We start from the raw sequence: 13355 nt of genomic DNA, 5'->3' as shown, positions 1-13355 counted from the left end.
AACCCTCAGGGCTGTTATACTTGCTGGCATTTACAGCCCTAAGCGGAACCCTTTTATGGACTATCAGCTCGATATTAACTGGCCCGATTTTATTCAGCGTTACTGGCAGAAACGCCCGGTAGTGCTGAAGCGTGGTTTTAAAAACTTTGTCGATCCTCTTTCACCGGATGAACTGGCCGGTCTGGCGATGGAAAACGAGGTGGATAGCCGCCTGGTCAGCCATCAGGATGGCAAATGGCAGGTCAGCCACGGCCCGTTCGAGAGCTATGATCATCTGGGTGAAAACAACTGGTCGCTGCTGGTACAGGCGGTCAATCACTGGCATGAAGCCTCTGCCGCACTGATGCGCCCTTTCCGTGTCCTGCCTGACTGGCGTGTTGATGACCTGATGGTGTCGTTTGCCGTGCCTGGCGGCGGCGTCGGTCCCCATTTTGATCAGTATGATGTCTTTATTATTCAGGGTACCGGTCGCCGTCGCTGGCGCGTCGGTGAAAAAGTGCCGCTGAAGCAGCACTGCCCGCATCCGGATCTGCTGCAGGTTGAGCCATTCGACGCCATCATCGATGAAGAGATGGAGCCGGGTGATATTCTCTATATTCCGCCGGGGTTCCCGCATGAAGGCTACTCGCTGGAAAACGCCCTGAACTACTCCGTGGGTTTCCGTGCCCCCAGCGGACGCGAGCTAATCAGCGGCTTTGCGGATTACGCGCTGGCCAACGAGCTGGGCAGCCTGCGCTTCAGCGATCCGGATGTGCCTGCACGTGATTGCCCGTCGCAGATTCTGCCGCAGGAGATTGAAGGCGTACGTCAGTTGATGCTGGATGTGGTCAATCAGCCGGAGCAGTTCGCTCAGTGGTTCGGCGAATTCATTTCCCAGTCACGTCACGAACTCGATGTCGCGCCGCCGGAACCGCCTTATCAGCCCGATGAAATTTATGATGCGCTGCAACAGGGCGATACCCTGAGCCGGTTAGGTGGCCTGCGTGTCCTGACGATTGGTGATGCGGTCTATGTCAACGGTGAGCGGGTTGAGTGTTCACATCCCGATGTGATGGCGGTCCTGGCGCGCCACTATCGCATCACACTGGCCGATCTGGGCGATGCGCTGGATGACCCGTCGGTACTGGCGCAGATCGCCGACCTGGTCAATGCCGGATACTGGTACTTCGGCGACGAATAATCTGAGCTGATGCTGAATCAGGCTCTCTTGCCGCCGTGGCAGAGAGCCTTTTTTGTGCCTGCGGGTTTAATTCTTCTTCTGCGCCGCCAGTTCTGACAGCCGCACAATCACTTCCACCGATTTCGCCATGATATTCAGCGAAGCAAACTCATGCTTGCCGTGATAGTTATAGCCACCGGTAAAGATGTTCGGGCAAGGCAATCCTTTCCACGACAGCGCCGATCCATCCGTACCGCCGCGAATCGGTTTCACTACCGGCTCAATGCCGCAGTCACGCATCGCCTGTAAAGCCAGTTCGATAATGTGTGGAAACGGCTCAACCTTTTCACGCATGTTGCGATAGCTGTTGGTGATCTCGACAGTGACCGAACAGTCCGGGTGCAGGGTTTTGTTGATCTCTGCGGCAATCTGCAGCAGCGTCTGTTTACGCTGTTCAAAACTCTCCGTTTCGAAGTCACGAATGATATAGAGCATCTCGGCGTGTTCAACGCTGCCTTTGATCTGATGCAGATGATAGAAGCCCTGATAGCCGTCAGTATATTGCGGTTTTTCGCTGGCCGGGACCGCGGCATGAAACTGGTTTGCCAGATCCAGCGCATTGACCATCACCCCTTTGGCGGAGCCAGGGTGCACGTTATTACCGACGATTTTGACGGTGGCCGAAGCAGCGTTGAAGTTCTCATATTCGAACTCCCCTAAATCACTGCCATCAATGGTGTAGGCCCAGTCAGCGGCAAAGCCTTCCACATCAAAGTGAGAAGTGCCGCGACCAATCTCTTCATCGGGCGTAAAGGCAACACGGATCGCACCGTGCGGCGTATCGCTCGCAGCCAGTTGCGCCATCGCCGTCATGATCTCAGCGATACCCGCTTTATCATCCGCGCCCAGCAGGGTTTTGCCATCGGTAGTAATCAGCGTATGCCCAATCAGCTTGTGCAACACCGGGAACATCACCGGCGAGAGAATTTCGTTGCCGTTACCCAGCGCAATGTCTCCACCGCGATAATTTTCAATGATCTGCGGATTAACATGTTTCGCCGTAAAGTCTGGCGAGGTATCCATGTGAGAGATGAAACCGATGACTGGCGTCGGCCAGTCAACATTGGCAGGCAGTGTGCCCATGACGCAACAGTGATCGCTCAAGGAGACATCGACAAAACCCAGTGCCAGCAACTCCTCCTGCAGCTGACGCGCCAGCGTCCACTGCCCTTCACTGCTGGGCACCTGGCGCGCCTGCGGCTTAGCCTGTGTCTCAACGGCCACATAACTTAAAAAGCGCTCAAGTAACTGTTCCATATCCCATCCTTTAAAAGTGCCATCCGGTATTATTAACAGACCAGCCGGTTACAACGTTGCGTAAAATCATTCGCAGACAGGTTAGCGCTGTCGATAACCTTTGGGAAAGCAATAAGCCCGAAAAAAACGGCTGATTACGAGATTGTTGCGGCAAACCTCGCAATGCTGATAAACACCGGGCGGCTGGAATCAGCATGATGGGCAAGAAACGGCGAGGCGGCCATAGCCGCCCCTGCTTACTTATAAAGCGCGCGCAGCAGCTTATGCACAAACTCCGGCACCACTTCGCTCGCCAGGCCGTAATGTCGCTCGGCAAATTCGTTGCCCACCTGGCTTGGCTCCAGGTTCAGCTCAACAGTATGCGCGCCCTGCAGTTTGGCTTCATGGACAAAACCCGCGGCCGGATAGACATGGCCTGAGGTGCCGATAGCGATAAAGTAATCGGCCTGTTCCAGCGCCTGATAAATCTGCTCCATGCCCAGCGGCATCTCACCAAACCACACTACGTGCGGCCGCAGCGCCGAGGGGAACTGGCAGCAGGTGCAGCGATCGTCCGGCGTGATATCACCGGTCCACTCAATGACCTGACCGCTGGTGACACAGCGCACTTTTAGCAGCTCACCGTGCATATGCAGCACCCGGCTGTTTCCGGCACGCTCATGCAGATTGTCGATGTTTTGCGTGACCAGCAAAAAGTTATCGCCTAATACCTGTTCCAGCTCCGCCAGCGCCAGATGGGCCGCGTTAGGCTGAATCTCTGCCTCCTGCAATTGCTGGCGGCGCGCATTGTAAAAGCGCTGCACCAGCGCGGGATCGCGCTGAAATCCTTCGGGCGTCGCAACATCTTCAACGTGGTGCTCTTCCCACAGGCCGTCAGCGGCGCGGAAGGTCCGGATGCCGGACTCCGCTGAGATGCCTGCGCCGGTCAGCACGACAATATGCGGCTGAGGATGGGCGGCCAGTTCGGCCTGACGATCGCGCTCAAATATGCGCTGGCGAAAGCGCTGATGCACTTTTCTCCGGGTTTTCTTCAGGCGGGCAAGTCGTATGCGGCGACGTGGTGTACGCATAAAATCTCCTGGCGTAGCAGCTGCGGCGAGCCGCTCTAAACAGATTCCGGGTTAACATCACCCGATAGTAACGGTTGCTGAGGGCCGCGCCCAACAGCAAAGGTCTTAAACAGATGCGGCGCGAAAGGATTCGCGCCGCATTTTTTCACTGACCGCTTAATACCCGAGCCGGGTCAATGCGGCTGGCGCGTCTGGCGGGATACCAGCTCGCCAGCAGGCTCAGCAGAATCGCGGTAATCAATACTGAGAACACATCAATCCAGTGCAGTTCCGACGGCAGGAAATCAATGAAGTAGATATCACCCGCCAGCAGATGATGACCGGTAACCGACTCCAGCCCGCGCACCAGTGAGGTCAGATTCAGCGCCACCAGCACGCCCGCGATCACGCCGCTGACGCTGCCCAGCAGGCCTGCCAGCAAACCGTACCAGATGAAGATGGCACGGATCAGCCGGTCTTTGGCACCGAGGGTACGAAGCACCGCAATGTCACTGCTCTTATCCTTCACCGCCATCACCAGCGTTGAGACGATGTTAAAGCAGGCGACGCCAATCACCAGCACCATCGCCAGATACATGATGGCGCGGATCATCTGAATATCGCGGTACATATAGCCGTAGGTGCCAATCCAGCTCTTGATGTAGACGTAGGAACGGGTCGCTTCACCGGCATCCCGCACCAGTTTGACCGCCTGGAACGGGTCGGTCATCTTCAGGGCGATGCCGGACACGCTGTCACCCATCTCCAGATAGTGCTGCGCATCGGCGAGTGGCACCAGCGCCAGGCTGTGATCGAGCATGCCGCTCAGTTGCAGAATACCGCTGACCTGAAGCCGGATACGTTTAGGCTGAAGCAGTTTGTTATCACCATCGTTGTTGGGGATCATGATGGTGATCCAGTCGCCCTGCTTCACGTTCAGCGATTTAGCAATGCCGCCGCCCAGAATGATCTGCTGCTTACCGGCGGCAAAAGAGGACCAGCCGTTATCTGCCACAAACTGTGGCAGGGCGCTGAGGCGCGGCTCCTGTGCCGGATCAACGCCCTTTACCTGCAGCGCTTCCAGCCGGGCGCCGCTCTCAATCAGGCCGGTGAAGTTCACATAAGGCGCTGCCGCCGCAATGCCGGGCACTTTTTCAATCGGGGCAATCATCGACTGCCAGTGCTGGAACGGCTGATTGACCGCCTCGATCTCGCCGTGCGGCACCACCGCCAGAATGCGGTTGTTCAGCTCACGCTCAAAACCATTCATGGCGCTCAGACCGATAATCAGCACCGCCACGCCCAGCGCAATACCGATGGTGGAGATCACTGAAATCAGCGACACCATGCCGCCACGACGGCGGCCACGACTAAAGCGCAGGCCCAGCAACAGGGATAACGACGAACCCATTACACCGCTCCTGCCATGGTGAGCTGATCGCTTAACTGACCATCACGCATCTCCATCTGACGCGTCATGCGTTTTGCCAGCATCAGATCGTGGGTCACCACCAGAAACGCGGTGCCCTGACGCACATTCAGTTCGCCCAGTAATTCAAAAATGGCGTCGGCGTTGCGTGCATCGAGGTTACCGGTTGGCTCATCCGCCATCACCAGCCGTGGGCGGTTAACCAGCGCCCGGGCAATCGCCACGCGCTGGCGTTCGCCGCCTGACAGTTCTGAAGGCCGGTGCGCGGCGCGATGGTCCAGCCCGACCGCGGCCAGCATCTCACGGGCGCGATCCTGCGCTTCCGTTTTAGCCGTTTTGCCAATCAGCAGCGGCATCGCCACGTTCTCCAGCGCGCTGAAGTCCGGCAGCAGATGGTGGAACTGATAGATAAAGCCCAGCTCGCGGTTACGCAGCTCCGCTTTGGCCGACGAGGACATCGCATTCAGTGACTGGCCATCAAACACCACGTCGCCCGATGTCGGTGCATCCAGACCGCCGAGCAGATGCAGCAGCGTACTTTTACCGGAACCAGAGCTGCCGACAATCGCTGTCAGTTCACCGGGCTGGAGGCTGAAAGCCACATTGCGCAGCACATCGGTCTGCACGCTGCCTTCCTGATAGCGTTTGCACAGGTCGCGGCACTGCAACAAAGGAGTGTTACTCATAACGTAAAGCCTCAGCAGGTTGAACGGCGGCAGCGCGCCACGAAGGATAGAGCGTAGACAACAGCGCCACAATCATGGCGCTGAGGGCGATGGTGACCACCTGCCACACATTAATATCAACCGGCAATGCGGCACCATCAAGGAACAGGCCAATCACCGGCATTAAGTTGTTGAGCTGGCTGGCCAGCAAGACACCGAGCAGCGTGCCGAGCAGCGTGCCGATAATCCCGGCGCTGGCACCCTGCACCATAAACACCGCCACTATTTGCCGGCGCGTCAGGCCCTGGGTTTGCAGGATCGCCACTTCGCCCTGCTTCTCCATGATCAGCAAGCCTAACGAGGTGATGATGTTAAAGGCAGCCACGGCGATGATCAGGCTTAGCAGCAGGCCCATCATGTTCTTCTCCATACGCACTGCCTGGAAGAGATCGCCTTTACGCTCACGCCAGTCTTTCCAGACCAGGCCCGCAGGCAGTGTCTGCTGACTCAGACTGTCGACCGACAGCGGTTTATCCAGCCACAGTCGCCAGCCGGTAATGTTACCGGCCGGGTAGCGCATCACGCGCGACGCATCCTGAAGATTGACCAGAATCTGATAGCCATCGACTTCGCTGTTAGCGGCATAGGTGCCCGCTACGGTAAACAGACGCTGACTTGGCACGCGTCCCATCGGGGTGAACTGGCTGACCGACGGCACCATCAGTCGCAGTTGATCGCCACGTTTTACGCCAAGCTGGGATGCCAGCTGTTCGCCAAGGATGACATTATACTGCCCGGCCTGCAGCACGCTCTGCCGGGTATTGACCAGGAAAGGGGTAAGCGGATCTTTTTCAGCCGGCTCAATGCCCAGCATCACGCCAACGGAGACGCTGTGCGGGCTTTGCAGCACCACATTGGCGGTGGTCAGCGGCGCGATACGGCTGACACCCTGCAGATTCAGGGAGCTGGCGGGTTGCTGTTGTGGATTGAGACTGCCTTTGTCGCTGGTGATCAGCGCCTGAGGCATCAGGCCAAGAATATTGCCTTCGAGTTCACGCTCAAAACCGTTCATCACCGATAACACGGTGACCATCGCCAGCACGCCGAGCGTAATGCCAATCGTTGAGAGCCAGGAGACAAAGCGACCGAAGCGATCCGATGCTCGTCCGCGCATATAACGCAGACCGATAAATAGCGCGACAGGTTGATACATGGAATCCAGTAAGCCGTTGCCTGAAAATAGGTAGTGGGATGATAAAGGAGCGGCTGGCTTTATGAAACCTCTAACCCTCTGAGTCGGCAGCAAAGTTGCATCCGGATGCGTCACTTTGCGCGCCAAAGCAGCGGAATAGCCGATAAAGCCACCGCTTATTGGCTGATTATTCAGCGTCCAGGGGGGTAGACTACAATCAGTACCATGATCACGGGTGATTTATTGCCGGGCAGTATGAGGTAGCGACCATGTTGAAATTTCCCAAAGGCAGCATCGTTAAACATAAATCCGGGGAGATCAGAGGCGAAATCATCAACGTCTTTGAGCAGGGAAACGCACCAGCCGGCTACTACGTTAAGTGGGACGACGGTAACCTCAGCTATCATCCTGAGCAGGAGTTATCCTGGGCGAATATCGACCGCCCACGCATGCATTACACACAGCAATCCATAAAATAAAATGCCCGTTTAACCCCGTCGCTGCATGGCGACGGCGGTTTTTTCTGATCCCTTGCCAGACTCCGTCTATCCTCTCTTTATCCGCACGATTACCGCTGACGCCCGGTAATGGCTGACCGATCCCCTGGTTCAGCGCGGCGCGGCAGGAAAATTGTGCCGCAGAGGTGATCCCCCTGACATAATATGGAATGATTACGTCCTGGAAAAATGGAGCAACCCCGAGATCCCATGCCCGAACAGACTCGTTATACCCTGCCCGTTAAATCCGGCGATCACCGTCAGCTCGGCCAGCTCATAGGCGCTGCGCACGCGGTGGAGTGTGCCAGCATTACCGAACGACATGCTGGTCCGGTGTTAATGATTACACCCGATACCCAAACCGCTCTGCGTCTGCTGGATGAAATCCGCCAGTTTACCGATCTGCCGGTGGCGCACCTTGCCGACTGGGAAACGCTGCCCTACGACAGCTTTTCGCCGCATCAGGATATTATCTCCGCCCGCCTGTCGACCCTCTACCAGCTGCCGGTGATGCAGCGCGGTATGCTGATCATGCCGGTCAACACCCTGATGCAGCGCGTCTGCCCGCACAGTTTCCTGCACGGCCATGCGCTGGTGATGAAGCAGGGACAAAAATTGTCACGCGACCGGCTGCGCGACCAGCTTGAGCAGGCCGGTTATCGCCATGTCGATCAGGTGATGGAGCACGGTGAATACGCCACGCGCGGCGCCCTGCTCGATCTGTTCCCGATGGGCAGCGATCAGCCCTACCGCATCGACTTTTTCGATGATGAGATCGACAGCCTGCGCCTGTTCGACGTCGACAGTCAGCGCACGCTGGAAGCGGTCCCCGAAATTAACCTGCTGCCTGCGCATGAGTTTCCCAGCGACAAAGCCGCCATTGAGCTGTTCCGCAGCCGCTGGCGTGAAACGTTTGATGTGCGCCGTGAGTCGGAGCATGTCTATCAGCAGGTCAGCAAAGGCACGTTGCCAGCGGGCATCGAATACTGGCAGCCGCTGTTTTTTGAGCAGCCGTTACCCAGCCTGTTCAGCTATCTGCCCGACAATACCCTGATTGTGAACTGCGGCGATCTTGAAGGCAGCGCCAGCCGCTTCTGGCAGGATGCCGAGGCGCGCTATGAAAATCGCCGCGTTGATCCGATGCGTCCACTGCTGGAGCCGGTCACCCTGTGGCTGCGTCCGGATGCATTAATGGGGGAGCTGAAAGCCTGGCCGCGCATCCAGATGACCAATGAGGTGCTGCCCGCCAAAGCCGCGAATACCAACCTCGGTTATACCCCGCTGCCTGACCTGACCGTTCAGGCGCAGGCAAAAACGCCGCTGGATCATCTGCGTCAGTTTATTGAGACCTTCAGCGGCACCGTGGTCTTCTCGGTCGAAAGTGAAGGCCGCCGTGAAAGCCTGCAGGATCTGCTGGCCCGGATTAAACTGCGTCCTCAGCCGGTGCACCGCTTCGATGAAACTGGCGAAGAGCGTTTCCGACTGATGATCGGCGCCAGCGAGCGCGGTTTTATTGATACCCAGGGCAACCGGGCGCTGATTTGCGAAAGCGATTTGCTGGGCGAACGCGTCAGCCGTCGCCGTCAGGATACCCGTCGCACTATCAATCCGGACATTCTGATCCGTAACCTGGCGGAGCTGCATCCCGGCCAGCCGGTGGTGCATCTGGAACACGGTGTGGGTCGTTATATCGGCCTCACCACGCTGGAAGCCGGCGGCATTGAGGCGGAATACCTGATGCTCTCTTACGCCAACGACGCCAAACTTTATGTGCCGGTTTCATCGCTGCACCTGATCAGCCGCTACGCGGGCGGTGCCGACGATAATGCACCACTGCACAAACTGGGCAGCGATGCCTGGTCACGCGCACGGCAGAAAGCGGCTGAGAAAGTGCGTGATGTGGCGGCTGAACTGCTGGATATCTATGCTCAGCGCGCCGCCAAAACCGGCTTTGCCTTTAAGCATAATCGCGAGCAGTATCAGCTGTTCTGCGAAAGCTTCCCGTTTGAAACCACCCCGGACCAGGCGCAGGCGATCAACGCGGTGCTGAGTGATATGTGCGAGCCGCTGGCGATGGACCGTCTGGTGTGCGGCGACGTTGGTTTCGGTAAAACTGAAGTGGCCATGCGCGCGGCGTTTCTGGCGATTGAGAACCATAAACAGGTGGCCGTGCTGGTGCCGACCACCCTGCTGGCACAGCAGCATTACGACAACTTCCGCGATCGCTTCGCCAACTGGCCGGTTCGCATTGAGATGCTTTCCCGTTTCCGTACTGCCAAAGAGCAGGCGCAGGTGCTGGAACAGGCCAGCGATGGCAAGATCGACATCTTAATCGGCACCCATAAGCTGCTGATGAGCGATCTCAAATGGCACGATCTCGGTCTGCTGATTGTCGATGAAGAGCACCGTTTCGGGGTGCGTCACAAAGAGCGCATCAAGGCGATGCGCGCCGATGTGGACATTCTGACGCTGACCGCAACGCCAATCCCTCGCACCCTGAATATGGCCATGAGCGGCATGCGCGATCTCTCGATCATCGCCACGCCGCCTGCCCGCCGTTTAGCGGTGAAAACTTTTGTCCGTGAATTTGACGATCTGGTGATCCGCGAAGCGATCCTGCGTGAGGTTCTGCGTGGCGGACAGGTCTACTACCTCTACAATGACGTTGAAAATATCGAGAAAGCGGCGCAGCGTCTCAGCGAACTGGTGCCGGAAGCGCGTGTCGCTATTGGCCATGGTCAGATGCGTGAGCGTGATCTGGAACGGGTGATGAACGATTTCCACCATCAGCGTTTTAACGTGCTGGTTTGTACCACCATTATCGAAACCGGTATCGACATACCGACCGCCAATACCATCATCATTGAGCGGGCCGATCACTTTGGCCTGGCGCAGTTGCATCAGCTGCGTGGTCGCGTCGGGCGTTCGCATCATCAGGCTTATGCCTGGCTGTTAACACCGCATCCGAAGTCAATGACCGCCGATGCACATAAGCGGCTGGAGGCGATCGCTTCACTGGAAGATCTGGGAGCCGGTTTTGCCCTGGCAACACACGACCTGGAGATTCGCGGTGCCGGCGAGCTGCTGGGTGATGAGCAGAGCGGTCAGATGGAGACGCTGGGCTTCACGCTTTATATGGAGCTGCTGGAGAATGCGGTCGAGGCGCTGAAAGCGGGTCGCGAGCCGTCACTGGAAGATCTCACCAGCAACCAGACCGAGGTGGAGCTGCGGATGCCCGCCCTGCTGCCCGAGACCTTTATCCCGGATGTCAGTACCCGTCTTTCACTCTATAAACGCATCGCCAGCGCGGAGGCTGAAGAGGAGTTGCAGGAGCTGAAGGTGGAGATGATCGACCGCTTTGGCCTGCTACCCGATCCGGCGCGTAATCTGCTGGATGTGGCGATTATCCGGCTGAAAGCCCGCGCTGTCGGTCTGCGTAAGATCGAAGCCAGCGACAAAGGCGGTTATTTCGATTTTGCGCCGAAGAACAACGTGGATCCGGCATGGCTGATAGGCCTGCTGCAGAAAGAGCCTCAGCAATGGAAGCTGGATGGGCCGACGCGACTGCGGTTTACCCGTGAGCTATCGGAAAGAAAGGTACGACTTGAGTGGGTGCAGGGATTCGTTTCGCAACTGGCTCAACGGCAGGCGTAACACCCTGCCCGTGCGTTGATGAGCTAACCGGTTAAGCGCCGGTTAGTTTGCAGCAAAAAAAAGCGCATCCTGAGATGCGCCTTTTTCATTACTGCTGTATTACGTTGTGCTGTGTGGCCGCGTGAGCGGCAAAGCTTTGCCCAATTACGCCTGATCGCCGTTGAGAACCAGCTGACCATTGCGATCCAGTGGAATACGCGTGCCGGGGTCATTTTCCATACGGATTTTACCCTGCTGATCGCCTATTTTATAGGTCACGTCATATCCCAGTTTTTTCTCTTGTTTGTCGTAAACGGTTTTGCAGCGCTGTTCGGTTGTGGTGTAGGTATCCCGATCCTGCAGTCCGCCCTGGACCTGATTACCGGCATAACCCCCCGCTACCGCACCTGCTACTGTCGCCACATCTCTGCCGCGACCGCCACCAAACTGGTGACCCAGCACTCCACCTGCCACTGCACCTAATACAGACCCGGCAAGACGGTTTTCATCCTGCACTGCCCGACGGTGAGTCAGAGTGACATTACGGCACTCCTGACGAGGCTGTTTAATGCTCTCTTTGATTGGCGTTGCAGACAGTACCTGAGCATATTGAGGACCGCGATCAAACACGTTCATGCCTGCTACGGCTGCAACACCCAGTGCTGCTGCCACACCAATACCGATACCCGCTAACATTGATTTATTCACAGGAAGTTCCTCCTGAAAAGTGTTACCGCGCAATCCTGCTGCTAAAGCATCCTCGTTAACTGAGGTATAACCGGCGTGCGCGACGCGCCGTGTTTGTTGAGATGAAGTTTTACAGATGGACCGAAAATGCAACATCAGATAAATGGAGGAAATTGGTCACTTTGCTATCAGGACCAGTTTTTAGGAGAGTTCTGAGGTGGGGAACGTTATTAATGATGCTTTTTCGCTAAGGAAATTAAACTAATTAAATCAAAGGCATATAATTTTATATGCTTTAAGAAAAGCCTGACTGCCCGTTATGGCAACGGCCTTTCCATCGTCACCCAAAAGTATCGTCTTTATGTACCGTTATCGGGAACATTCATTCCTGAAGCACTCAGGCTTCAGGAATGAAGAAAAAGGAAACTAATCAAAAATGCTCTCGGATGGGCATACCTTTATCTCGCCCCAGCCCACAATGGTGCCATTGGGGGTAAGGTCTTTGATGGAAACGCTATCGCCTGAATATTCGGACCCTCTGACTACAATATCGTAGTCATGGTTAGCCTGAGGAATAAATTCAACAGTGGCCGATTTTTGAGTGTTCTGATGGTACCCAGCCTCTGTCCAGTAGTGAATGACACGGATCATTTGTCCTGGCTTCAGGGTAAATTCATTGATGAAAGCACCCTTGTTTTCAGACGACGCTGGCATACCTATCCGTTTATTACCTGTAACGGGGATGCCCAGAATGGCGAAACCAGAAGTGATACGGCGTTCCAGCATTTTTTTATAGCAACCTGAACTCTGTTTTTCATAGAACTGAAGTGCCGTATTGCCCTCTGAACCCACCCGGATTCGGGCCGCATCCTGCCCTTTATAATCATCCAGTGAAGGTCTGAAACCTGCCGTGCAACCGCTCAATAATAGTGCTATCAATCCGGTGATTAAAATTTTTGCAGCCATTCTTTATTATCCTTAATTTAACTGACACAGACTGGAACTGGTTATTTTATTGGTACTATAACGAGGCGGGTGTTGCGTTACCCATCGTTTATTTTGTGACAAAAAATATTGACCGTATTAATGCACAAAGACTTTATTAATCCTGCTGGAAAAAATAAAATATGGTACCCATATCAGACAACTGATTAAGGCCCGAGCCAGCATATTGATAGCAGGCTGCGTAATGTTTACGTGAAAAACCAAAGCAGGATAAAGCGTGCAAAAACTCGCAAAGATAAGACCGTATAAATAGTACGTTATCATCACGTATCTGGTTTTTACTTTCTTCCTAAAGAAGAACCAGCAAGCCAGCACTGTTACGGGAGCATTAATAATGGACAGCGCTAATAATAAAATACTAAAACTATTAACCACACCTTGTTTCTGATAAGTGTTGGCAATCAACGAAACAATACAAAAATCATTATACAGCATCGTAAAAAAACCAATAATCAAGCCTAAAGCTGGCAGATATAATAAGCCATTAATCCTGCCCTCTTCTTTTTTTTCACAATTATCACAAAATCCTGATTCTTTATTCTCTTCTGCTTCCTGACATTTAATGCATAACATTCTCGCCCCCTGAAGCTGTAATTGTTTTTCTTTGTTTTAACAAAATTCAAACCGGTTAATTCAGAACATCGACGTCTTTGGTCAGACAGGATCAGGTACTATTTTAAATGTATCGAAGAACTGCCTGATTCGACCTTTATAAAAAACGG

11 protein-coding genes are annotated in these 13355 nt (G+C 55.1%); 3 read left to right on the top strand and 8 right to left on the bottom strand.

The window, feature by feature from the left end; all coding sequences use genetic code 11:
* Positions 1 to 55 precede the first annotated feature (55 nt).
* The gene (locus tag AC6I8B_RS07885; protein WP_050680196.1) at positions 56 to 1180 is read left to right on the top strand and encodes a ribosomal protein uL16 3-hydroxylase; all 1125 of its coding nucleotides are present in this window, start codon (positions 56 to 58) and stop codon (positions 1178 to 1180) included.
* Between the two features lie 66 nt (positions 1181 to 1246).
* On the opposite strand, the gene pepT is transcribed toward AC6I8B_RS07885, so the two are convergent.
* The 5 genes from pepT to lolC form a co-directional block, all read right to left on the bottom strand.
* Complete coding sequence (gene pepT, locus AC6I8B_RS07880) at positions 1247 to 2476, bottom strand: peptidase T (protein ID WP_010246276.1); 1230 nt, start codon at positions 2474 to 2476, stop codon at positions 1247 to 1249.
* Between the two features lie 236 nt (positions 2477 to 2712).
* Complete coding sequence (gene cobB, locus AC6I8B_RS07875; protein WP_039392500.1) at positions 2713 to 3546, bottom strand: Sir2 family NAD+-dependent deacetylase; 834 nt, start codon at positions 3544 to 3546, stop codon at positions 2713 to 2715.
* Between the two features lie 145 nt (positions 3547 to 3691).
* A complete protein-coding gene (gene lolE, locus AC6I8B_RS07870; protein ID WP_022625849.1) occupies positions 3692 to 4936 on the bottom strand; it encodes a lipoprotein-releasing ABC transporter permease subunit LolE in 1245 nt (414 codons plus the stop codon).
* Complete coding sequence (gene lolD / locus AC6I8B_RS07865) at positions 4936 to 5640, bottom strand: lipoprotein-releasing ABC transporter ATP-binding protein LolD (RefSeq protein ID WP_010246282.1); 705 nt, start codon at positions 5638 to 5640, stop codon at positions 4936 to 4938. Before lolD ends, lolE begins: the two co-directional genes overlap by 1 nt.
* Entirely contained in the window at positions 5633 to 6832 is a 1200-nt protein-coding gene (gene lolC, locus AC6I8B_RS07860; protein WP_022625850.1) for a lipoprotein-releasing ABC transporter permease subunit LolC, read from the bottom strand. The genes lolD and lolC overlap by 8 nt, the downstream gene beginning before the upstream one ends.
* Positions 6833 to 7080: 248 nt before the next feature.
* On the opposite strand from lolC, the gene AC6I8B_RS07855 reads away from it, so the two are divergent.
* Together AC6I8B_RS07855 and mfd are read left to right on the top strand one after the other, a co-directional pair.
* Positions 7081 to 7290, top strand: coding sequence for a hypothetical protein (locus tag AC6I8B_RS07855; protein ID WP_003849845.1), 210 nt, complete (start codon positions 7081 to 7083; stop codon positions 7288 to 7290).
* 228 nt (positions 7291 to 7518) lie between these two features.
* Complete coding sequence (mfd, locus tag AC6I8B_RS07850; RefSeq protein WP_010246290.1) at positions 7519 to 10962, top strand: transcription-repair coupling factor; 3444 nt, start codon at positions 7519 to 7521, stop codon at positions 10960 to 10962.
* Positions 10963 to 11106: 144 nt separating this feature from the next.
* Here the strand turns inward: mfd and AC6I8B_RS07845 are convergent, their stop codons facing one another.
* From AC6I8B_RS07845 to AC6I8B_RS07835, 3 genes are all read right to left on the bottom strand, one after another.
* Positions 11107 to 11649 carry a glycine zipper 2TM domain-containing protein gene (locus AC6I8B_RS07845; protein ID WP_003849847.1) on the bottom strand — a complete coding sequence of 181 codons (543 nt, stop codon included), beginning with the start codon at positions 11647 to 11649 and terminating at the stop codon, positions 11107 to 11109.
* Between the two features lie 405 nt (positions 11650 to 12054).
* A complete protein-coding gene (locus tag AC6I8B_RS07840) occupies positions 12055 to 12594 on the bottom strand; it encodes a hypothetical protein (RefSeq protein WP_346439245.1) in 540 nt (179 codons plus the stop codon).
* 117 nt (positions 12595 to 12711) lie between these two features.
* Complete coding sequence (locus AC6I8B_RS07835; RefSeq protein ID WP_050680200.1) at positions 12712 to 13206, bottom strand: DUF2569 domain-containing protein; 495 nt, start codon at positions 13204 to 13206, stop codon at positions 12712 to 12714.
* Positions 13207 to 13355 lie beyond the last annotated feature (149 nt).

Source organism: Pantoea sp. X-Soil-ISGK-285 (genome assembly GCF_059730815.1).
Note: the sequence above shows the minus strand (reverse complement) of the source record. Positions and strands in the feature narration are given on the sequence as shown.

What these genes read in the sequence shown, in the direction of transcription:
- mfd (WP_010246290.1), top strand. Translation starts at nt 7,519, where the DNA reads ATGCCCGAACAGACTCGTTATACCCTGCCCGTTAAATCCGGCGATCAC.
- cobB (WP_039392500.1), bottom strand. Translation starts at nt 3,546, where the DNA reads ATGCGTACACCACGTCGCCGCATACGACTTGCCCGCCTGAAGAAAACC.
- AC6I8B_RS07835 (WP_050680200.1), bottom strand. Translation starts at nt 13,206, where the DNA reads ATGTTATGCATTAAATGTCAGGAAGCAGAAGAGAATAAAGAATCAGGA.
- AC6I8B_RS07885 (WP_050680196.1), top strand. Translation starts at nt 56, where the DNA reads ATGGACTATCAGCTCGATATTAACTGGCCCGATTTTATTCAGCGTTAC.
- lolC (WP_022625850.1), bottom strand. Translation starts at nt 6,832, where the DNA reads ATGTATCAACCTGTCGCGCTATTTATCGGTCTGCGTTATATGCGCGGA.
- lolE (WP_022625849.1), bottom strand. Translation starts at nt 4,936, where the DNA reads ATGGGTTCGTCGTTATCCCTGTTGCTGGGCCTGCGCTTTAGTCGTGGC.
- lolD (WP_010246282.1), bottom strand. Translation starts at nt 5,640, where the DNA reads ATGAGTAACACTCCTTTGTTGCAGTGCCGCGACCTGTGCAAACGCTAT.
- AC6I8B_RS07840 (WP_346439245.1), bottom strand. Translation starts at nt 12,594, where the DNA reads ATGGCTGCAAAAATTTTAATCACCGGATTGATAGCACTATTATTGAGC.
- AC6I8B_RS07855 (WP_003849845.1), top strand. Translation starts at nt 7,081, where the DNA reads ATGTTGAAATTTCCCAAAGGCAGCATCGTTAAACATAAATCCGGGGAG.
- pepT (WP_010246276.1), bottom strand. Translation starts at nt 2,476, where the DNA reads ATGGAACAGTTACTTGAGCGCTTTTTAAGTTATGTGGCCGTTGAGACA.